This is a genomic window from Rhizobium indicum, assembly GCF_005862305.2.
Lineage (GTDB): Bacteria > Pseudomonadota > Alphaproteobacteria > Rhizobiales > Rhizobiaceae > Rhizobium > Rhizobium indicum.
In genome coordinates this window covers 237,259-258,863 of record NZ_CP054026.1, presented here as the reverse complement: position 1 = coordinate 258,863, position 21,605 = coordinate 237,259, and the positions used below count along the sequence as shown (strand labels likewise).

The window sequence follows — 21,605 nt, the reverse complement described above, 5'->3', positions numbered from 1 at the left end:
CGCGGGGATTACTTGGTGGCAAGCAGCTTATCGAAGAGCGCCTTGTCGTAGTCCGAGTAGATATAGCCGTCAGCCGGGAACTTGTCGGCGCGGGCGAGATAGCTGCCGATCGTGCTGTCGTCGATGACAGGCAGCGGCACTTTGACGAAGGCCGGAACGTCCTTGCCTTCCAGCGCCTGCACGGCGATGTAAACGGAAAGCGCGCCGAGCCAGTTGGGCTGCATGGTCGCCCAGCCCTTCAGTCCCTTCTCCTTCCAGAGTTCCAGGAACTGCCTGGCGTTTTCGCCTGTCGTCGGCACCTGGTCGCGGCCCTGGCGCTCGAAGGCCAGCACCGAGCCGGCCGATAGTGCGCCGCCGAGCGACAGCACGCCGTCGATTTCGGGGTTGGCGAAGAGCAGGCTGGTCATCGCTTCCTGTGCCGGGGCGACGTTATATTCCGTGTTCGTCTCGGTGATCACCTGGAGACCGGGATTGGCGTCGAGGACCGGCTGGGCGCCCTTGCGGCGGTCATCGCTCACCGAAATGCCGGCCGGGCCGTTCATGATGATGATCTTGCCCTTGCCGCCGAGCTGGCTGACCATCCACTTGGCAGCGGTCGCGCCCCATTCGTTGGAATCGGTGTTGATCTTCGCCGTCACCTTGTCGGTGTTGACCAGACTGTCGAAATTCACGACGGCAATGCCCTTGTCGCAGGCATCTGAAATGACGCGGTCGAGCGCATTGGAAGAACCGGCGATCACGACGATGGCGTCGACATTGGCGTCGATCATCGACTGGATATGCTGGATCTGCGTCTGGGCGTTGCCCTGCGCGTCCGTGATCATCAGGTCCTTGACCAGGCCTGCCTTCTTCAGCTCCTCCACTTCAGCCGTGATGGTGCCTTCGGTCTGCTTCATCCAGGTCGGCACCGAATAAATGTTTGCCCAGCCGATCGTATAGGGCGCTTTCCTGTCACCCTTGATGCAATTGGCGGCGGCCGAGGCCGTGCCAGCCGAAAAGACCAGGAGTGCCGCAGCGGCGGCAGCACCCGCGAGAAGGCGGCGGCGTAGCGAAGCGGAAATGCCGTTTTCAAAATTCTTCATGTCGATCCCCTTTTTTGTGTGCGGCAGCGTTGACGGCTTGCCATCTATGTCCAATATATCGTACATGTGATCTATATACCGGACGAGGTGATCTTATGCCGATTTTTTTACCTCGCAAGAGGGGTGCAAAAATTTCATTCGCGATGAATGACGGGATCGATTGACAGATGCGGCAGACGGCTTGAAAAGCTTGGCCGGACAAAAAGGGATCGATAGCAATGGATGCAGTTCAGGACGAAGCAGCCGGCAAGCGCGCCCGAGGGCTCGACCGCGCCTTCGAGATCCTCGATTTCCTGCGCCAGAAACGCCAGGCCCTGAAGCCGAACGAAATCGCCGCGCAGATCGGCGCGCCGCGCTCATCGGTTTACGAGCTCGTTAACTTGCTGCTGCAGAACGGCATCCTGGAATTCACCGGCGGCGAGGGGCGTGTCTATCTCGGCCGCAAGCTGTATTTCCTCGGCGCAGCCTATGAGAACCATTTCGACTTCACCCGCGAATGCGAGGCGACGCTGGAACAGCTTGCCGACGAGACGCGGGAGACGGCACAGTTCTGCATGCTGGATGGAAACAGATACACGGTCGTCCGCATGCGCGAAGGCGCGCGCCCCTTCCGCATTTCGACGGATGTCGGGCAATCGGTGCCGATTCCGTGGACGGCGTCGGGCCGCCTGCTGGTCGCACACCTGTCGGATCAGGACATCCTGAACTTCATTCCGCCGCAGGATTTTCGCCTGCCGAACGGCGAATGGCTCGAGCCGCAAACCTTCATCGCCGAGGTACGCCAGGCCGAGCGTGAAGGTCTCTTCACCTTCAACAGCATCGTCGACAGCTTCACCCACTGTTTTGCTGTACCGGTGCGCGGCGAGGAAGGTCATGCAGCCGCAACGCTCTGCCTCGTCACGCCGCGCGACGACGGCATCGCCAACCGCGACCGCTACCTCGACTGCCTGAAGAAGGCCGCCGCCGGCCTCGACCATGCCCCGACCCGGCCAAAACGAGGCTGATGCCTGAGCACATGGAGGCATTGATCTCAGGTGGCGCGGACGTTCGTGCGCAAGCCGCCATTCCGTTACATGCTCGTCAAGCCGGATCCTGCTCGCTCCAGCGGTGCTGCAGGCGGGCATAGGACGCTAAGAAGACCTATTCCTATTTGTCGTCTCAGCCGGGCTCTTCGCCACGCCCGCAGATCCCACCTGCCGGTCCGCGCCCGCATACCCCGGGGTAGTCGCCCCGACCATTGATTTCCGATTTCACGCCAAACCGAGAAATCTATTCACAATTGCTCCGAAACTATGAAATTCAGTTTCTCTATAAATTCTATGGAGAACGTATTTTAGCAACCCAACAGCCAATTTAATACTTGGCCCTGGGGAAGACCGGGCTGTTGACGGAAACCGGAGAGGACGCGAAATGACACGGAAAATCAGGCTTGGAGCATTTCTTCCCGGTGGCGGACAGCATGTTGCGTCATGGCGGCATCCCGACCAGCCGGCCGACGGCGCGACCAGTTTCGAGTTTCACAAACGTCTTGCCCTCACAGCTGAGCGTGGCCTCTTCGATGCTTATTTCCTCGCCGACGGGCTGGCTGTCGGTTTCGGCGGTGCGCGTGAAGGCGGCAACGCCCGCGTGGCCGGCTTCGAACCCGTGACGTTGTTCTCGGCCCTTGCGCCTTTCACCACCCATCTCGGCTTTATCGCCACGTCCTCGACCACCTACGAAGAGCCTTACACAACCGCCCGCAAATTCGCCTCGCTGGATCTGATCTCGGAGGGCCGTGCCGGCTGGAATGTCGTCACCACGACGGGCGACCTGACGGCGCAGAACTTCAACCGCGATACGCAGCTTCCGCATGCAGACCGATATCGCCGCGCCGCCGAGCACGTCGATGTTGTCCGCAAACTCTGGGAAAGCTTCGAGGACGACGCGTTCATTCGGGACAAGCAATCCGGCGTGTTCTTCGATCCGGCGAAACTGCACGACACCGATCATCGCGGCGAACACTTCAGCGTGCGCGGTCCGCTCAACGTCTCGCGATCGCCGCAGGGGCATCCCGTCATCGTCCAGGCAGGGCAGTCCGAAGATGGACGCGGGCTCGCCGCAGCAACGGCCGAGGTCATCTTCACCGCGCATCAGCATATTGAAACTGCCCAGGAGTTCTATCGGGATATCAAGGCACGCGCCCGCGCTCTCGGCCGAAACCCCGATCATATCCTCGTCATGCCCGGCGTATCCGCTTTCGTCGGCAGGACCGAGGCGGAGGCACGCGAGAAATACGACCGACTGACCTCGCTCATCGTCGAAGAGGACGGGATCGGCCTCCTCAATGGCCTGACCGGCGGCACGCTCGACCTGCACGGCTATGACCTCGACGGGCCTCTGCCGCCGGCGCCGCCGACGGAAGGCATGAAGAGCCGACAGGCCCTCATCCGTCAGATCGCCGACGAAAACAATTTCACCATCCGCCAGCTCTATCAGTGGATCGCCTCCGCCCGCGGTCACTACACCATCGTCGGAACGCCCGAACAGATCGCCGATACGCTGCAGAAATGGTTCGAGAACGAAGCTGCCGACGGCTTCAACATTCTGCCGCCCTGGCTGCCGACGGCGCTCGACGATTTCGTCGATCTGGTCATCCCGGAACTGCAGCGCCGCGGCCTGTTCCGGACGGCCTATGAGGGCAAGACGCTTCGGGAAAACCTCGGCCTGCCTTTCCCGACCAATCGGTGGGCTGCAGGACATGCAGCTCTCCAGGCAGCAGAGTGAGGAGCGGTCGATGTCCTATGAAATCAACCAGACTCTTCCGCGAAGCTTCGGCCGCCTGAAGAGCAGCGAAAGCAATATTTCCACTCTCGCCTCGCATCTGCGCGGGGTGCTCGCATCGCTTTTGCCGCGCTACGGCCTTCTCATCGGCTTCCTCGTGTTCTGGCAGGTGTCGAGCACCAGAGGCTGGGTCAATCCCGCCATCTTCCCGCCCCTGGACGTTATCCTGTCCGCTCTTTGGACCAATCTTGCCAACGGCGCGCTGCTCGATGATATCGCCATCAGTCTGCAGCGATCCGGAACCGCCTTCGCTTTTGCCGTGGTGATCGGCATTCCGCTCGGCCTGTTCATGGGCCAGGTTCGTGCGGTCGAACAGGCGCTCGATCCGATCCTGCAGCTCTTCCGCCAGACCTCGGCGCTGGCGCTCTACCCGGTCTTCATCCTGCTGCTCGGCCTCGGCGAAACATCGAAGATCTTCGTGATCTTCTGGGCCACACTGTTTCCGGTGCTGCTCGCCACGATCGGCGGCGTCAAGGAAGTGGACAAGAAGCTCATCGAGATGGCGCGGACCTATGGCGCCGGACCGCTGACCATCTTCCGCCGCGTCATCCTGCCGGCGTCGGTACCGGCGATCTTTGTCGGCCTGCGTCTTTCGGCGACGACTGCGCTTCTGCTGTTGATTGCCGCCGAGATGATCGGCGCCAACAAGGGCATCGGCTTCCAGGTGATGAATGCCCAGTACAATTTCCAGATCCCGCTGATGTTTGCGGCGATCCTTCTGCTCGCCTTCCTCGGGCTTGCCGCCAATGCCTTGCTCGTTCTCTTGCAGCGCCGTCTCTGCCGCTGGTCTCAGCCGAGCCGCTGACCTGCTTTCCCGATTTTCCTCTTCCGAAAGGTCCCACCAGATGACATTCCATCCCCGCCACCTTCTCCTGCCGGCAGTGATCGCTCTCGGCCTAACCTCACCCGCCGCGGCGGCCGATACGGTGAAGCTGCGCTATCTCGCCAGCCAGGGTGGTCTTGCCGCCCATGAACTCGCTGCCGAACTCGGCTATTTCGACGGAACGGGCATCACGCTCGAAAATGTCGGCTACGCCCAGGGCGGCCCAGCCTCCTTGATCGCTCTGGCATCGGGTGATGTCGAGATCGGCAGCGCCGCAACTTCCGCCGTCCTGAATTCGATCATCGGCGGCAATGATTTCGTCGCGGCCTATCCCTCAAACGGCATCAATAACGAGGTGCAGTCGACCTTCTACGTGCTGGAGGACAGCCCGATCAAGAGTATCAAGGACATTGCCGGCAAGAGCATCGCGGTCAATACACTCGGCGCGCATCTCGACTACACCATCCGCGAAGCCTTGCATTCCGTCGGCCTGCCGGCGGACGCAGCCAATCAGCTTGTCGTTCCCGGGCCGCAGCTCGAGCAGGTGCTGCGCTCCAAGCAGGTCGATATTGCCGCCTTCGGCTACTGGCAGACGACCTTCGAGGGAGCTGCGCTGAAGAATGGCGGCCTGCGTCCGATTTTCGACGATACCGACGTGCTTGGAGACATCGCCGGGGGCTTCGTGGTCTTGCGCCGTGATTTCGCTCGCGAGCATCCTGAAGCTGCAAAGATATTCGTCGAGCAGTCGGCTCGTGCTCTCGATTACGCCCGCGAGCATCCGGAGGAAACCAAGAAGATCCTGGCCAAGGCGCTCAGCGAGCGTGGTGAGAACGCTGATATCGCACAGTACTTCCGAGGTTATGGGGTGCGCGCCGGCGGCCTGCCGGTCGAGCGCGACATCCAGTTCTGGATCGACGTCCTGGTTCGCGAAGGCAAGCTGAAGCAGGGCCAGCTGGCCGCCAAGGACATCCTCTTGACCGTCGACGCCAAGCCGGCAAGCAACTGAGGAATGATGATGAGCATCGCTGAGGACACGCGTCGCGGGGAGGTGACGATCCGTCACCTTTCCAAATCCTACAGGTTGAACGGGACACCTCTACAGGTTCTCAGGGATATCAACCTCCACGTCCGCTCCGGCGAAAGCCTCGCCATCGTCGGCGCCAGCGGCTCGGGCAAGACGACCCTGCTCAGAGTTCTGGCAGGTCTTGAGGATTCCGACACGGGAGAGGTTCTCGTCGATGGAAAGGCGGTGCGAGGCGTCGGCACAGAGCGCGCCGTCATCTTTCAGGAACCGCGCCTTCTGCCCTGGCTGACCGTGCTCGACAATGTCTCCTTCGGGCTGGAAACTAGCGGCCTGTCGCGTGAGCAGGCGAGGGGGCGGGCGCGCCATTATGTCAAGCTCGTCGGCCTGCAGCAGTTCGAGGCTGCCTATCCCCGGCAGCTGTCGGGCGGCATGGCCCAGCGCGTCGGCATCGCCCGGGCTCTGGCCGTCCAGCCCGAGATCCTGCTGCTCGACGAACCGCTCGGCGCGCTCGACGCGATGACCAAGATCGGCATGCAGCAGGAACTCGCACGGATCTGGCGCGATGAGGATGTGACGACCATTCTCGTTACCCATGATCTCGAGGAGGCGATCTACCTGGCCGACAGGATCCTGATCCTGCCACGGGAAAGGGGCGGCGAGCCGCGTCTGATCGAAATCGATCTGCCCCGTCCTCGCGACCGCAGCGCACCGGAATTCGTTCGACACCGCGAGGAGTTGCTGAACCTGTTCGGACTGCACTGAAGTCTTCAAGCGTCAGCGCGCGCCGCATGAGACCTGATCCATGCGGCGCGCGGCAGTAGCAGTAGCGATGCGGAGGACGCCCGCGGACCGCTACCGCGACTTGCTCTTCGAGCCGGCGGTGAGATACGGACGCCGATCCAGTTCCGCCGACCTGTAGGAACTGCGCAGCCGCAGCAGATCCTTGCGGGCGATCAGGCCGCACAATTTCCCTGAGGTCGGATCGACGATCGGAATGCGTCCGTCGCCGGTCGACAGCATCAGATCGGCGATGAACGCGACCGTATCATCGGGATGTCCCACCGGAACGGAACCGTCCGTCACGTTTTCCGCAAGCGTCTGACTGGCGAGGTTCGGATTCCCCTGCCAGAGCAAAGCGTCGGCTCTCGATACGACGCCGGCTAGCCTGCCTGCTGCATCGACCACCGGATAGATCCGGTGCGTTTTCTGCTGCGAGGCGAAGAAATCGCACGCTTCTCCCACAGTCATGGTGACGGGAAGAGTATCGACATCGCTGATCATGATCTCCCTTGCGCGCGACAGTTCGAACGGGTCGACGCCATATTCGCGGGTGATGTGCTGGCCGCGGCGGGCGATCTTCTCGGTGAGGATCGAGCGGCGCAGCAGCAGGACCGTGACGGCATAGGCCACCACGGTTGCCGCAAGCAGCGGAACGAGCGTGCTGACGTCACCAGTGATTTCCATCGCAAAGAAGGTTCCCGTCAGCGGCGCACGCATGGTTCCGCCCATCATCGCCGCCATTCCGAGCAGCGCCCAGAAGCCGGGATCGTTGCCCGGCATGACAAGGCCGACCAGCCATCCGAGAGCCCCGCCGAAGATGAGAAGTGGCGCGAGGACGCCACCGGAGGTGCCCGACGACAGGGCAAACAGCCAGATGATGGTCTTCACCAGCAGGATCGACATCACCGCCGGGGCAAGCAGCCGGTTGTTGAGCAAGCCATCGATGATGTCGTAGCCGACGCCCATTGCCCGCGGTTCGATCAGGCCGCCGAGACCGATGACGAGACCGCCGAGTGCCGGCCACCACATCCAGTGGATCGGCAAGGCTTCGAACAGGTCCTCGATCCGGTAGAGCAGCGTCGTCAGCAATCCCGATTGCAGACCGGAAATGATCCCCATCGCCGCGCAGGCAAAAATACCCCACCAGGGCAAGGCCACCTGGAAGTGGGTCGGGAACAGCGGGCCTACACCGAACAGCAGCGGACGCCAGCAGATCGACACGCAGGCGGCAACGGCGACCGGAATGAAGCTGCGCGGCTTCCATTCGAACAACAGCAGTTCGACCGCCAGCATGACCGCGGCGATCGGCGAACCAAAGATGGCCGTCATGCCGGCGGCCGCACCAGCGACGAGCAGCGTCTTCCGCTCGGCAGCGCTCATGTGAAAGAATTGCGCGAACAGCGATCCGATCGCACCGCCGGTCATGATGATCGGCCCCTCGGCGCCAAACGGGCCGCCGGTTCCGATAGAGATTGCCGACGACAGCGGCTTGAGGACCGCGACCTTCGGCGACATCCGGCTGCCACCGATCAGGATGGCCTCGATCGCCTCGGGAATGCCGTGGCCGCGGATCTTCTCCGACCCGAAACGGGCCATCAGTCCGATGACAAGTCCACCCAGCGGCGGAACCAGCACCACCCACAGCGAGCGTGGCATGGCAGCCAGAGAGGCGGGCTGGATGCCGATCTCCCCGAACCAGATGACATTCGTCACCAGCGCGATGAGGCTGACGAGACACCAGGCGGCAAACGCGCCGGCGGTGCCGACAATGATGGACATGCCGACCAGGAGGAGGACCCGCCTGTCGGTGGTGAAATCGCCGGCCTCGCGCCGGGAAAGACCGCCGGTGAAATCGTGCGGCCGGTTGTTTGGTGGATGCTGCGCCATGGAAGCCTCTGCTACGCCGGAATGGATACGCTTGAGGCGCGTCAATATATCGTGATACGATATAAATCAATGGGTGAAAGCATGAAGGCGAAAATGTCCCATGAAGATGCCTCACTTGACCGGCTGGCGACTGCCCATCTATTCGATGATGGCGGCATGGGCTGCCGACCCTGGCAGCCGTTGCGGCAGAGGAGAAGTGCTTTGAAGAAGACCGCGCCGCCGCTGAGGCAAGAGGATTACGAAGCTCTCGCCGACCTCCGATTCGCCCTTCGCCAGTTCATGGACTTCAGCGCCTCTGCCGCCCAGTCGGAAGGATTGCCCCCGCAGCAGCATCAGACCCTTTTGGCGATCAAGGGACAACGCGGCGAAGCCATGACCATCGGCATGCTGGCCGAGCGGCTGATCATCGCGCCGCATACGGCGACCGAGCTTGTCGGGCGGCTGTCGGATGCCGGACTGGTCGAACGTCATGCCGATCCGGCCGACAGGCGCCGCCAGACGGTTCTCCTGACGGACAAGGCGGATGCGCTTCTGACGCGACTGAGCGCCGTCCATCTTTCGGAAATCAGGGAGATGGCCCCGAAGTTGATCGACCTTCTCCTTGAGCTCCAGAATACGGCGGCGAAAGCTGAATAGCATTGCGGCGGCGTAACCGCCTTGCCGCCTCAACCCAAAAGCGTCTTCTTGAGCCGATGGATATGGGCGGCGCCGATACCGCAGCAGCCGCCGATGATCGTCGCACCGGCCTCAGCCCAGGAGCAGGCATAGCGCGAATAGGCATCGTCATTCAGATCGTTGCGGGTCTCATGCAGGCCTTCATTTGCCGCTGCCTCGCCCTGTTCCCCTTCGAAGGCATTGGCATAGACGCCGATTTCGATGCGCGCGTCCATTTTCCGGAACACGCGCGCTGCCGTCTCCACGGCCGCCTGCATGACCTCAGGCTTGCTGCAATTGAACAAGAGGGCTTCGGCGCCCGATGAGGCCACCCAGGATGCCGCGTCCTCGACCCTTTCTTCGGAGCGCAGCTTCGGTTCGCCGCCCCTTATCGCTGCCTCGTCATCTGCCAACGTGAACGAAATCCAGAACGGTTTGCCTGACGTCGCCACCGCCTTGCGGACAGCCTCTGCCTCGGCGATCAGGCTCAATGTCTCGCCGAGCCATATATCGACGAAGGGAGAAAGATTTTCGACAAGCACATCGAGATAATCCTGCACCCGTGAAGGCTGAAAGTTCTGCGGCTCGTATGAGCCGAAGATCGGCGGCAGCGAGCCGGCAACCAGCACCTTGCGATCCGTGGCCGCATCGGCCGCCTCGCGCGCTAGGCGACCGGCGAGGCGCATCAGCTCTGCCCCCTCGTTCTGGAACCGGTCTTCACCGATATGAAAGGGTACGAGCGCGTAGCTGTTTGTCGTAACGACCTCAGAGCCGGCGACGATGAATTCCTGGTGTACCCTACGGACGATATCCGGCGCATTGATCAGCGCCAATGCCGACCATTCCGGTTGTTTCAGCTCGGCGCCCAGCCGCAACAGTTCGCGGCTCATGCCGCCATCGAGAATTCGCATCGTGCTCATGAAGAGGTCTCCATTCATACTGTCGCGCCGTCAGCGGCGGCGGGCTTTTGCATAACAAGGTGGGCGAGATGTATGTGGTTCGTGCGTGAAGGAACTCATGACCAGTCTCTTTTCCCGTCGGCCTAGCGGCGAACCGGCACCTGCGCTTCGAGACGTCGGAAGACGCGGGCGATGACGGCGGTCAGGGCGAGATAGAAGAAGGTGACGACCAGCAGCGGTTCATAGACGAGCAGCGTGTCCTGCCGAACCTTGTTGGCCACGGCATAGAGATCCATCACCGTCACCGTAAAGGCGAGCGGCGTCGCTTTGAGCTGCATGACGATCTCTCCTGCAATCGTCGGCAGGGCGATGCGAATGGCGCGCGGCAGCCAGATGCGACGGATCAGCATCCTGGGCGACAGGCCGAAGGCCCGGCCCGCTTCGAGCTCGCCCTTGGGAACGGCAAGCAGCGCGCCGCGCAACACCTCTGCCTCATAGGCTGCGTAGTTCAGGGTAAAACTGACGGCGGCGAAGAAGAAGCCCTCGCGCAGAATCGGCCAGAACAGGCTCTGGCGGATGCCGGGGACCATCGGCAGCAGCGAACCCACCCCGTAGTAAAGAAGCCACAGCTGTATCAGCAGCGGCGTACCGCGGAAGAAGGTGCAGTAGCCACGGGCGAGCAGCCGCGTCAGTCTGCCGCCGCTGACCTGCGCGAAGGCGAGGCCTATGGCGAGGACGAAGCCGAACACCACGGAGATCACCAGCAGGCAAACAGTCTGCCAGGCGCCGGTCAGAAGCAGCGGCCAGTAGGAAGAGATCCAGGTGAAATTCATGGGGCGCTTTCTTCAGGCAAGACGCGGCTGCCCCCGCCGTACCCGTCCCTCGATCAGTTTGAAGACGACGTTGGAAACAAGCGTGATGGCGAGATAGAGAAGGGCCGAAGCAAGGAAAAAGACGAAGTAATGCTTGGTGCTTGCCCCGGCAAGACGGGTGGCGAGCGCCAGTTCCTGGTAGCCGACGACTGCCACCAGCGCGCTGTCCTTGGTGACCGACATCCACAGATTGGCAAGACCCGGCAGCGCGTTTGGCAGGAGCGCCGGCAGCAGGACCCGGCGGAACCTTAGCACCGGCCCCATGCCGAAGGCCTTGGCGGCCTCGATCTGGCCGACGGGAATGGCAAGGATCGCGCCTCGCAGCACCTCCGTCATGTAGGCACCCTGGACGAAGCCGAGCACGGCGACGGCCGCGACGAAGCCGTTCACATTGACCGGCGGCAGCTCCAACGCGGCGAGCAGCCGGTTGAGGCCATCGGTGCCGGCATAATAGAGCCCGACGATCAGGATCAGCTCGGGAACAGCGCGGATCAGCGTGGTATAGAGATCGAGCAGCAGGCGCAGGATGCGATTGCCCGAAAGCTTTCCCAGCGCGCCGCCCGTGCCGAGCAGCAAGCCGATCGCGAAAGCGCAAGCCGAGATGGCAACCGTAGAGACCGCACCTGCCAAAAGAACGCCGCCCCATCCCGGAGGATAGGGAGACAGCAGGTCCAGAATACCTTGTTGCGTGGTCGCCATCGTTGCGGCTGCTTACTTTGCGCCGTAGATGTCGAAATCGAAGTATTTCTTATTGATGGCGTCATACTGGCCACTGGCACGGACGGCAGCGATCGCCGTGTTCAGCTTGGCCTTCAGCTCTGTGTCTTCCTTGCGCAGGCCGCCCGAAACGCCGGCGCCGAGAATCTCCTTGTCGTCGGCAACGTCGCCCATCTTGGCGCAGCAATCCTTGCCGCCATCGCTTTTCAGGAAAGCGTCGAGCGCCAGTGAATCGCCGAAGACATAGTCGATACGGCCGGAGGCGAGATCCTGGAACGCTTCGTCGAGCGTTTGGTAGGTCTTTTCCTCGGCAGCCTCGGCGAAATACTTCTTGTAGTATTCCGACTGGATCGTCGACACCTGGATGCCGATGGTCTTGCCTTTCACGTCCTCGGCAGTGGCGCCCGGCTTCTGGTCCTTGGGGCCGATCAAGGTGCTCGGCGTGTTGTAATATTTATCGGTGAAGTCGATCACCTTCGAGCGTTCCGCGGTGTTCGACATCGACGACCAGATCACGTCGAACTTCTTGCTCTGGAGAGCCGGAATGAGACCATCCCAGGAAATTTCGACGATCGAGCATTTCTCTTTCATCTCCTCGCACACAGCGTTCATCAGGTCGATCTCCCATCCCTGCCATTGGCCGGAGGCATCCTTGGCGAAGAAGGGCGGATAGGATTCGTTCATGACACCGAAGCGGACCTCGGCCTGTGCGGTGACGGCAGAAAGCACGAGTGCCGCGCCGGCAAACAGTGTGGGGAGCAGTTTCATTCGCAGGATTCTCCTGGTTTGTGTTGGCGATGAGAGTTCGGAGTGCATCAATGGGCGCTGAGGCCGGTGAATTCCCGGCAGCGGGCGCTGACGGGCGCGCCGAATATCTGCTCCGGCGGACCTTCCTCCTCGATCCGTCCCTGATGCAGGAACAAAACACGGCTGGAGACATCGCGGGCGAAGCGCATTTCATGCGTGACTATCAGCATGGTCCGGCCTTCTTCCGCGAGATCACGGATGACTTTCAGGACCTCGCCGACCAGCTCCGGATCGAGCGCCGACGTCGGCTCGTCGAACAGCATGACGGCAGGGTCGACGCAGAGGGCTCTCGCAATCGCCGCGCGTTGCTGCTGACCGCCGGAGAGGAAAGCGGGATAGGCATCGCGCTTGTCGAAGAGCCCGACCTTGTGGAGGAGGGCCTCGGCCTTTTCGATGGCTTCGCGCCGCGAAATGCCCATGACGTGCACCGGCGCCTCGATGACGTTCTCCAGCACTGTACGATGAGCCCAGAGATTGAAACTCTGGAAGACCATCCCCAGTCCGATCCGTATCCGTTCGATCTGCCGCCAGTTGCGCGGCTGCAGCCGGCCGCCCCGCCCCATCTTCAGCGCGATTTCCTCGCCGTTCACGGCAATGCGGCCGCGATCCGGCGTTTCCAGGAAATTGATGCATCTGAGAAAGGTGCTCTTGCCGGAGCCCGACGAGCCGATGATCGAAATCACGTCAGACTTTTCGGCCTGCGTCGAGATACCCTTGAGAACCTGTTGCGAGCCGAAGCTTTTATGGAGATCATCGACACGAAGAGCAGGAAAGGGTTGATCTGGCATGCATGGTTCCGGGTGAATTGAGCTTGCGAAGGATAATGATAAAATAACGCGGTTTTTTCGCGCAGTTTTCATCTATTATGCATATTTTATGCAAAATATTCTTCTTCGCGCGGCAAGTACGGCAGAATGCGCGAATTGCTGCGGCGAGAATTAGGATTGGACAATGGAACAGCTGGATCGTTTTGACCGTGACATTCTCGATATCGTTCAGCGCGATTGCCAGCTGAAAGCCGAAACGATCGCCGAACGGATCGGACTGTCGGTCTCGGCCGTGCAGAGGCGGCTGAAGCGGCTGCGCGAGGAAGGCATCATCAAGGCAGAGGTGGCCGTCGTCGACCGCAAGGCGACGGGAACAGCAATGGTGTTCATCGTCGGGATGGAGATCGAGCGGGACAATTACGACGCGTTGGCGAAGTTCCGCCTCTGGGCGGAAAAGCAGGATCACATACAGCAGGTCTATTATGTCACCGGCGCAGTCGATCTGATCGCGATCGTCACCGCCCGCGACGTCGAGCATTATGACGACATCGCCGCGCTGATCATGGCTGACAATCCGCAGATCCGCCGCATGCACACGAATGTCGTGTTGCGGGACGTCAAGCTCGGTCTGTTCGTTCCGCTGGATTAGCGCGCACGCGATGCGCGCCGGCATTGGTTCCGGCTGTCACAGATCGGGCACCGACAAGCCGCTGGACTCGCATTTGACAAAGGGCATAATTCCCGGCGCAAATTCTCGGGAGGAATGATCGTTGACGTTACGACACCAGATCATCGCATTGGCGATCGTTCCGCTCGTCATTTCGATCCTTGCGATCACCACCTTCATCACCTGGCAATCGGCAAACCTCGCCAAGAACAGCATCGACACGTTCGAGCAGAACATGCTGAAGACCAAGGAAGCCGAGATCCTCAATCTGACCAACCTTGCCCTGTCCGCCATCCAGACGATCTATGACAATGCCGGTGCCGACGACGAAGCCGCCAAGCAAAAGGTGGCGGCGATCCTGACTTCGCTCGACTACGGCAAGGACGGATATTTCTTCGTCTACGATTACGACGGCAACAACATCGTCCATCCGCGCCAGAGTTTCCGCCATGGGCATAATTGGCTCGACCTCACCGATCCGGATGGCGACAAGGTCATTGCCGAACTGATCGCCACGGCAAGAGCGGGCGGGGGCCTGCATCAGTACAAATGGCAGAAGCCATCGACCGGACAGATCGCCGACAAGCTCTCCTTCGTCGTCAGTCTCGACAAATGGCACTGGGTCGTCGGCACCGGCGTTTACCTGGACGACGTCTTTGCCCAAAGTGCCGCCGCCAACGCCGGAATGCGCGCCAACATAAGACGGACCTTCATCATCGTCGCGCTGATCGCCGTACCTTCGGTGCTTGTCGTTTTCACGACCTGCATGCTGCTGACGTTCCATGAGCGCCGCATGGCCGACAGCCGGCTCAAGGCGCTGACGCAGCGGGTCATCGATGCCCAGGAAGAAGAGCGCGCGCGGCTGGCCCGCGAGTTGCATGACGGCATTTCCCAGAATCTCGTCGGCGTGCGCTATGCGATGGATCTTGCCGGCCGCAAGGTCAGGACCAATGTCGACGATGCCGCACTGACCATCGATCGCGGTGTCGAGGCGCTGAACGGCGCCATCAAGGAAATCAGACGGCTGTCGCACGATCTGCGCCCGCGCGTGCTCGACGATCTCGGCCTGACGGCCGCGCTGGAGGCACTCTGCTATCACTTTGCCGAGCGGACGGGGATCGAGACGAAGATCGACGCCTCAAGCTTCACCGACACGCTGAAGGCCGAAGCCAATACCGCGCTTTATCGTGTCGCACAGGAAGCGTTCAACAATGTCGAACGCCACTCGAGCGCCTCCAAGCTTGCGGTCAAGCTCTGGAGCGACAACGGCCGCGCCCGCATGACGGTCACCGACAATGGCACTGGCTTCGACGGCGCCAAGGACGGCCTATCCGGCAGATCGGGTCTCGGCCTGCGCAATATGCAGGAGCGGATGGCTCACTTCCGCGGCCTGCTGCTGATCAACAGCAGCGAGGCCGGCACGACGCTGACGGCGATGATGCCGAAATCGGCCAATCTCCCCGCCGGCAAGCAGGCAGAAGCCGCATGACGGAACGCCCGAAAATCAGGGTGCTCTTGATCGACAACCATCCGCTGGTGCTGGACGGGTTGAAGGCCGTGCTCGAAACATTCGACCATATCGAAGTCGCCGGCACGGCCGGCCTCGCGCAAACGGGGCTCGAGATCGGCCGGCAGGTCCTGCCGCAGGTCGTGCTGATGGACATCAACATGCCGAAGCTGAGCGGCATCGATGCGATCGAATTGTTCAGGAACGAACTTCCCCAGGCGCGGGTCGTGATGCTCTCCATGCATAACAGCCGCGAGTATATTTCCTCCTCGGTCATGCATGGCGCTGCCGGTTACATCCTGAAGGACGTTTCGACCGACGAGATCGTCTCGGCCATCGAGACCGTGGCGGGCGGGGGGACATATTTCTCGTCCGGCGTCTTCGACGCGCTGATGGGCGAACGGGCAGAGGAGGGTAGCGACCCCCTGACCCCGCGCGAACGCGACATTCTCGGGCTGATCGTTGCCGGCAGAAGCAACAAGGAGATCGCCGAAACGCTCGGGATCACCTCCGCCACGGCGGAAACCCATCGCAAGAACCTCAAGAAGAAGCTCGGTATCGCCACCACAGCGGGCCTCATCCGCTATGCGCTCGATCACGGCATCGTCTCGAAAGTCGGGTAAATCGCGTCTACCCACTTCTGGGTAGGCCCCGGCATTTCAGCGCCGCGCCCATCTTGTGAGAACAAAACCACCGCCATAGGACTCCATCCACGGCTGGCCAAGTGCGAGCCGTTGGGAGGAATTCACATGCGTTACATCAGCTTCCGATCGGTCGGAAAACCTCGAGCGACCCGAGCCGGGCCTGCCGCGGCCGCCGGCTGACAGACCTGCCTTCCACGCCGACAACTGGAACATGGCGACCGCCGACCCGGCGCCTGAAAGGTATCCCGACATGGAAAAACCACGTAGCAAGGCAGCGCTCTGGCTGCTTGTCATTCCCTATCTAGGTCTGCTCTGGCCACCATTTTACAATGTCCGCGAGCCATCTCTTTTCGGCTTTCCCTTCTTCTATTGGTATCAGCTTCTCTGGGTGCCGATCACCGCAGCGCTGACCTGGATCGCCTATCGGAGCACTCGCCATGACGACTGACATCAACGGCACGGCGCTTGCCGTCTTCATCTTCTTTTTCGTGCTCGTTACCGTCATGGGCTTCGTCGCCAGCCGCTGGCGCAAGCCCGAGACACTGGCCCATATCGATGAATGGGGCCTCGGCGGACGCAACTTCGGCACCTGGATCACCTGGTTCCTGGTCGGCGGCGATTTCTATACCGCCTACACGGTGATCGCCGTCCCGGCGCTGGTCTACACGGTCGGCGCCTACGGCTTCTTCGCGCTGCCCTACACCATCGTCGTCTATCCCTTTGTCTTCATGGTCATGCCTGTGCTGTGGAAACGCGCCAAGGATTTCGGCTATGTGACGGCTGGCGACGTCGTCCACGGTCAGTACGGATCGCGCGGTCTCGAACTCGCCGTGGCGGCAACCGGAGTCATTGCCACCATGCCCTATATTGCCCTCCAGCTGGTCGGCATGACCGCGGTGCTGAAGGCCCTCGGGCTGCATGGCGAACTGCCGCTGGCGATCGCCTTCATCGTGCTGGCGCTCTACACTTATTCCGCGGGCCTGCGCGCGCCGGCGCTGATCGCCTTCGTCAAGGACATCATGATCTATATCGTCGTGATTGCGGCCGTCGCACTGATCCCGTCGAAACTCGGGGGTTACGCCAATGTCTTCGCCTCGGCCGATGCGGCCTTCCAGGCCAAGGGTTCCGGCAACCTGCTGCTCGGCGGCAATCAGTATGTCGCCTATGCAACACTCGCTTTGGGTTCGGCGCTCGCGGCTTTCATGTATCCGCATACGCTGACCGGCATCTTTGCCTCCAACAGCGGCAAGACGATCCGCAAGAATGCGATCATGTTGCCCGCCTATACGCTGCTGCTCGGCCTTCTGGCTCTGCTCGGCTATATGGGGCATGCCGCCAACCTGAAGCTCGACAGCGCCAATGACGTTGTTCCGACGCTGTTCAAGACGCTGTTTTCAGGCTGGTTCTCCGGCTTTGCCTTTGCGGCGATCGCCATCGGCGCGCTGGTTCCGGCAGCGGTGATGAGCATCGGCGCCGCCAATCTCTTCACCCGCAATTTCTGGAAAGCCTATGTCGATCCCAAGGTCAGTGACGCGGGCGAGGCGAAGGTCGCAAAGATCACCTCGCTCGTGGTGAAGGTTGGCGCGCTTCTCGTCATCATCTTCCTGCCGACACAATTCGCCCTCGACCTGCAGCTGCTCGGTGGCATCTGGATCCTGCAGACGCTTCCGGCCCTGGTCTTCGGCCTGTACACCAACTGGTTCCGTGCACCCGCTCTGCTTGCCGGCTGGTTCGTCGGCTTCGGCGGCGGCACTTTCCTCGTCTGGGATGCCGGTTGGAAGCCTCTGCATCTGATCAGCCTCGGCGGCGAACCCTTCACCGTCTATACGGGACTGCTGGCGCTTGCGGCCAACATCGCCGTTGCGGTCGTGGTCAACGCCTTGCTTCCGGCCAAGGCTCCGGCCCGGGCCTAGAGCATGATGCCGAAAAGTGTGAGCAGTTTTCGGACAACATCATGCTCACCTTCTTTGATCCGAAAATGCGAAGGGCAGCAAATGCTGCCCTTCGCAAGAATCATATGGCTTTGCTTTCCAGTGTCAGCCGAAAAGAGATCCGGGCGACTTAAAACTCTTCCCAATCGCCGGCCAATGCCGCATTCCCGTTCGTCTGGAACGACTTACCCACCTTGGCAATCATCTGACGCGCAGGCGAGGACGCCGGTTGAGCATGTGGCGCCGCGGCAGCGGGCTGCGATGTGCGCTTCGGTGCCACCACTCCGCCAATGTTGAACTGGCCCAGAAGCTGGAACAGCGCGTCGGCTTCCTTGGCAAGGTTATGAGCGGCCGCTGTCGCTTCTTCCACCATGGCGGCGTTCTGCTGCGTCCCCTGATCCATCCTGTTGACGGCGGTATTGATTTCTTTCAGTCCCGTCGCCTGCTCTTGCGAAGCGCCGACGATGGCCCCCACATTGCCGTCGACCTGCTGCACCTGCTCGGCAATCTCCTTCAGCGCCTTTCCGGTCTCGCCAACCAGGGCCACACCGCTTTTGACGTGGCCATTCGAAGCGTTGATCAGTTCCTTGATTTCTTTTGCCGCCTTGGCGGAACGTTGCGCCAACTCGCGCACTTCCTGAGCGACGACGGCAAAGCCCTTGCCTGCCTCACCGGCACGGGCGGCTTCGACGCCGGCATTCAGCGCCAGCAGATTGGTCTGGAACGCGATTTCATCGATGACGCCGATGATGCTGCCGATTTCGGTGGCGGAGGATTCGATCTTGCCCATGGCGTCGACCGCATCCCGAACGACGCTGCCCGAGCGCTCCGCACTCTCCTTCGTCTTGCGAACGAGCTGGCCGGCTTCCTGAGCCTTGTTGCTCGAGTCGGCAACGGTGGTCGTAATCTCTTCCAGAGCAGCGGCGGTTTCCTCGACGGAGGCTGCCTGCTGTTCGGTCCGCTTGGCGAGATCGTCCGAGGCGGAGCGGATCTCCTGTGCACCGCCCGCGATGGCGCTGGCGTTCTGGGCAACCTTCTGCATGGCGGCACGGAGCTTTTCGACTGCAGAATTGAAGTCGGCTCTGAGCTTTTCTAGAGACGGAATGAACGGAGTGCCGATCTGCTGTGTAAGATCGCCGTCAGCCAGCGCCTGCAGCGCATCGCCAAGCTGGCCGACAGCCTTGTCCGTCTGCTCGGCAAGGGTGCGGCGTTCATCTGCATCCTGCTCGAGCCGATGCCGCTCCGACACGGCTCTCTTCGCCTCTGCGTCGGCTTCCCGTTCGGCCTTTGCCGAAATTGCGTCGCGCAGCCCTGCCACCGCCCGTGCAAGCTTGCCGATCTCGTCGCCCCGCGCTTCGAGGCGGCGATCGCCGTCGAGATTGCCGTCGGCCATCGCTTTCAGCGAAAGCTGAAGTTTTGCCAGCGGGCCGACGATCGTGCGTGCGGTCACGGCGGCGGCAACGAGTGAAAGAACAGCCGCAATGCCAAGCGCGGTCAGGGCCAATGGCTTGAAGCCGCTTGCCGTGCTGCGCACCTCGCCGCCAATAGATTTGTTCAGCGCTTCCTGATAGTCGATGAATTTGTTGATGGCGCCAAGCCAGGCAACGAAGGCCGGCCGAGCCTGTTCGAGCAGGATCTTGCGGGCCGCCTCGCCGTCGCCCTTCTCCTGCAGCGCAATGATCTGGGCGACCAGAGGATTGGTCTTCGCCTGGATGTCTGCAATCTCACCGAGAATGGTCTTTTCCTGTTCGGTCGCGCCAGCCGGAGAAGCAACCATATCCGCCATGCGCTTTTCATTCTCGGCGTAAGAGGCCGCCAGCTTTTCGATCAATGCCTCGGCGGTCTTCCGTTCATCGGTCGATGTAACCAGAGTGACGTCGCGGATGGCGATCGCCCGATCATGCACGCTGCCACGATAGTTGATGGCAAACCGCTGCTTAACGCTGTTGACGTCGTTGATGGTTCCAAGCTTATCGTTGATCTGCGCAACTTTGTCCGTCGAATAGATGGTCAAGCCAACCATCAGCAAAAGGAGAACGCTGAAGCCAAGCGCCAGGCGGGCCACAACCCCGAAACTCATGATATTCTTCATATGCACTCTCCCCTCGCGGTGAGGTTTGTTGGAAGGATGTCTCGGCAGCCAGGATTGCTTGTCATATCTCGTTCGAATGCAGCGCCTCGGTGTCTCCGAGTGCATCCGACGGGTACCCCTGTGCCCGGAATCGCGCTCGAGATACGGGACATCCGTCAAAGCAATAAAAGCCGATTTCATGCGAAATTCGGGTGCCTGGCCCGCTATCATGGCGGAGGTGACGAACCTAAAGAACGTCGTCCCGATATCTAAAAAAAATTAGAGGAATATATTTTAGAGAGTGTAAACGGAGCCGACGGAGCTTGCTATATCGCCATATCTGGATAGCATTTGCGCTTTTCGGATGGACAATTCGACGAGCGCTCTCCCGATGGTTGCGAAATCACCAACCTCCCCCGCATAGCAAGGTTTTGCGGCTTGCCCGTGAACTGCGCGACGCTCTGAACGATCTCGGCAATCGGCATGAATTGCAGCTGCGGTACCGGAGCGCCGTTGCTCCGGCTTCAGCCGCGCAGCAGCGGAAGAAGCTGATCGCCCTGCCGCTTGATTTCGGAGAGATAGGGCGTGTCGGACAGCACGAAGTGGGTGATGCCGAGATCCTGATATTTGCGCAGCGAGCGGGCGACGTCTTCCGCCGATCCGACCAGCCAGGTGGTGCCGGCGCCGCCACCGCCGAACTTGCCCGGCGCGGTATAGAGGTTGTCGTCGAGGACGTCGCCGCGCTCATGCAGATCAAGCAGCCGCTGCTGGCCGACGGCGAGCGCGCGCTGGTGATCGTGCCAGCCGGTGCCCTTGCTTCTCGCCATCTCGGCGACCTTCGCCTCGGCGTCGGTCCAGGCCTGTTCGGTGGTGTCGCGGACCAGCGTCGTGATCCGCAGGCCGAATTCCAGCGGCGGGAGATCGCGGTCCAGTTCCCGGCTCAACGCCTTGAGCCGCGCGATCCGTTCCCGAACACCATCGAGCGGCTCGCCCCAGAAAAGTTGGACATCGGCCTCGGTCGCGGCCACCCGTTCGGCCGCCTCCGAGGCACCGCCGAAATAGAATTTGGGGTGCCGACGGTCGCCGCGAACCTGGATGCGCGGCACCACGGTGGATTCAGCGACGCGGAAGTTCTCGCCGGTGGATGTGACGTTTTCTTCGGTCCACAATCTGCGGACCAACCGCATGAACTCCTTGGTCCTGGCATAGCGGTGTGCCTGATCTCCCTCGCTATCGCCGTAAGCAGAGAGGTTGTCCTTGCCCGACACGATGTTGATCCGCACGCGGCCGCCGGTCAGATGGTCCAACGTCGCCGCCGCGGAAGCGAAGTTCGCCGGTCGCCAATAACCTGGACGGATCGCAATGAGTGGCTCGAAGGTGGTGGTCCGGGCGGCGAGCGAGGCCGCGACGGTGAACGTGTCGGGGCGGCCCCAACCGGTGCCGATGAGCGCGCCCTTCCAGCCATGCTCCTCCAGTGCCCTGGCGTGGCTGGTCAGCGTATCCAGGCTGTTGTGGTTCTCGACGGCGGAATCGCCGCGATGACCGGCTTTGACGTCGTTCGGAATATACCAGAGAAATTCGGAATTATTGCTCATGCGATGCTGCAGTTCTGTGTGTGATTGGAACAAAGCCAGGGGGAGGGAAGCCCCCTCA

Annotated in this window: 20 protein-coding genes; 11 read left to right on the top strand and 9 right to left on the bottom strand. The window is 61.4% G+C overall.

The genetic code is table 11. The features are described from left to right. Positions 1-8: 8 nt before the first annotated feature. Positions 9-1,082 (bottom strand): ABC transporter substrate-binding protein, encoded by a 1,074-nt coding sequence (locus FFM53_RS36000; RefSeq protein ID WP_138390139.1) that lies wholly within the window; start codon positions 1,080-1,082, stop codon positions 9-11. A 218-nt stretch (positions 1,083-1,300) separates the two neighbouring features. Here FFM53_RS36000 and FFM53_RS35995 point away from each other — a divergent pair, with 218 nt between their 5' ends. The 5 genes from FFM53_RS35995 to FFM53_RS35975 all read left to right on the top strand — a co-directional run bounded on the left by FFM53_RS35995 (position 1,301) and on the right by FFM53_RS35975 (position 6,511). Next, complete coding sequence (locus tag FFM53_RS35995) at positions 1,301-2,086, top strand: IclR family transcriptional regulator (protein WP_138390138.1); 786 nt, start codon at positions 1,301-1,303, stop codon at positions 2,084-2,086. A 406-nt stretch (positions 2,087-2,492) separates the two neighbouring features. Further along, positions 2,493-3,845 (top strand): LLM class flavin-dependent oxidoreductase, encoded by a 1,353-nt coding sequence (locus FFM53_RS35990; RefSeq protein ID WP_029873577.1) that lies wholly within the window; start codon positions 2,493-2,495, stop codon positions 3,843-3,845. 10 nt (positions 3,846-3,855) lie between these two features. Beyond that, a complete protein-coding gene (locus tag FFM53_RS35985; protein ID WP_138334709.1) occupies positions 3,856-4,707 on the top strand; it encodes an ABC transporter permease in 852 nt (283 codons plus the stop codon). Between the two features lie 40 nt (positions 4,708-4,747). Next, positions 4,748-5,731 carry an ABC transporter substrate-binding protein gene (locus tag FFM53_RS35980; protein ID WP_113544853.1) on the top strand — a complete coding sequence of 328 codons (984 nt, stop codon included), beginning with the start codon at positions 4,748-4,750 and terminating at the stop codon, positions 5,729-5,731. A 9-nt stretch (positions 5,732-5,740) separates the two neighbouring features. Then, complete coding sequence (locus FFM53_RS35975; protein ID WP_138334707.1) at positions 5,741-6,511, top strand: ABC transporter ATP-binding protein; 771 nt, start codon at positions 5,741-5,743, stop codon at positions 6,509-6,511. 90 nt (positions 6,512-6,601) lie between these two features. Here the strand turns inward: FFM53_RS35975 and FFM53_RS35970 are convergent, their stop codons facing one another. Beyond that, a complete protein-coding gene (locus FFM53_RS35970; RefSeq protein WP_138390137.1) occupies positions 6,602-8,416 on the bottom strand; it encodes a chloride channel protein in 1,815 nt (604 codons plus the stop codon). Positions 8,417-8,617: 201 nt separating this feature from the next. On the opposite strand from FFM53_RS35970, the gene FFM53_RS35965 reads away from it, so the two are divergent. Next, positions 8,618-9,052: a MarR family winged helix-turn-helix transcriptional regulator gene (locus FFM53_RS35965; RefSeq protein WP_138390293.1), complete on the top strand. Its 435-nt coding sequence runs from the start codon at positions 8,618-8,620 to the stop codon at positions 9,050-9,052. A 29-nt stretch (positions 9,053-9,081) separates the two neighbouring features. Here FFM53_RS35965 and FFM53_RS35960 read toward each other — a convergent pair whose 3' ends face one another. The 5 genes from FFM53_RS35960 to FFM53_RS35940 form a co-directional block, all read right to left on the bottom strand. Next, a complete protein-coding gene (locus FFM53_RS35960) occupies positions 9,082-9,990 on the bottom strand; it encodes a homocysteine S-methyltransferase family protein (RefSeq protein WP_138390136.1) in 909 nt (302 codons plus the stop codon). Between the two features lie 122 nt (positions 9,991-10,112). After that, positions 10,113-10,802: an ABC transporter permease gene (locus FFM53_RS35955; protein WP_138390135.1), complete on the bottom strand. Its 690-nt coding sequence runs from the start codon at positions 10,800-10,802 to the stop codon at positions 10,113-10,115. 12 nt (positions 10,803-10,814) lie between these two features. After that, positions 10,815-11,540, bottom strand: coding sequence for an ABC transporter permease (locus FFM53_RS35950; protein WP_033184140.1), 726 nt, complete (start codon positions 11,538-11,540; stop codon positions 10,815-10,817). 12 nt (positions 11,541-11,552) lie between these two features. Then, on the bottom strand, positions 11,553-12,326 hold the full coding sequence (locus FFM53_RS35945; RefSeq protein ID WP_017997599.1) for a transporter substrate-binding domain-containing protein: 774 nt from the start codon (positions 12,324-12,326) through the stop codon (positions 11,553-11,555). Between the two features lie 47 nt (positions 12,327-12,373). Then, positions 12,374-13,153, bottom strand: a complete 780-nt coding sequence (locus FFM53_RS35940; protein ID WP_138390134.1) for an ABC transporter ATP-binding protein — start codon at positions 13,151-13,153, stop codon at positions 12,374-12,376. Positions 13,154-13,316: 163 nt separating this feature from the next. Here FFM53_RS35940 and FFM53_RS35935 point away from each other — a divergent pair, with 163 nt between their 5' ends. The 5 genes from FFM53_RS35935 to mctP all read left to right on the top strand — a co-directional run bounded on the left by FFM53_RS35935 (position 13,317) and on the right by mctP (position 17,863). Beyond that, positions 13,317-13,781, top strand: coding sequence for an Lrp/AsnC family transcriptional regulator (locus tag FFM53_RS35935; RefSeq protein WP_003555489.1), 465 nt, complete (start codon positions 13,317-13,319; stop codon positions 13,779-13,781). 121 nt (positions 13,782-13,902) lie between these two features. Next, positions 13,903-15,288 (top strand): two-component system sensor histidine kinase MctS, encoded by a 1,386-nt coding sequence (gene mctS / locus FFM53_RS35930; protein WP_138390133.1) that lies wholly within the window; start codon positions 13,903-13,905, stop codon positions 15,286-15,288. Continuing rightward, a complete protein-coding gene (gene mctR, locus FFM53_RS35925) occupies positions 15,285-15,929 on the top strand; it encodes a two-component system response regulator MctR (protein ID WP_138390132.1) in 645 nt (214 codons plus the stop codon). Before mctS ends, mctR begins: the two co-directional genes overlap by 4 nt. A gap of 271 nt (positions 15,930-16,200) precedes the next feature. After that, the gene (locus FFM53_RS35920) at positions 16,201-16,398 is read left to right on the top strand and encodes a DUF3311 domain-containing protein (protein WP_003555492.1); all 198 of its coding nucleotides are present in this window, start codon (positions 16,201-16,203) and stop codon (positions 16,396-16,398) included. Next, a complete protein-coding gene (gene mctP / locus FFM53_RS35915; RefSeq protein WP_138390131.1) occupies positions 16,388-17,863 on the top strand; it encodes a monocarboxylate uptake permease MctP in 1,476 nt (491 codons plus the stop codon). Before FFM53_RS35920 ends, mctP begins: the two co-directional genes overlap by 11 nt. Before the next feature lie 148 nt (positions 17,864-18,011). Here mctP and FFM53_RS35910 read toward each other — a convergent pair whose 3' ends face one another. Both FFM53_RS35910 and FFM53_RS35905 read right to left on the bottom strand, forming a co-directional pair. Continuing rightward, entirely contained in the window at positions 18,012-19,973 is a 1,962-nt protein-coding gene (locus FFM53_RS35910) for a HAMP domain-containing methyl-accepting chemotaxis protein (RefSeq protein ID WP_138390130.1), read from the bottom strand. Positions 19,974-20,476: 503 nt separating this feature from the next. Further along, on the bottom strand, positions 20,477-21,547 hold the full coding sequence (locus FFM53_RS35905) for an LLM class flavin-dependent oxidoreductase (protein WP_138390129.1): 1,071 nt from the start codon (positions 21,545-21,547) through the stop codon (positions 20,477-20,479). Positions 21,548-21,605: the final 58 nt, after the last annotated feature.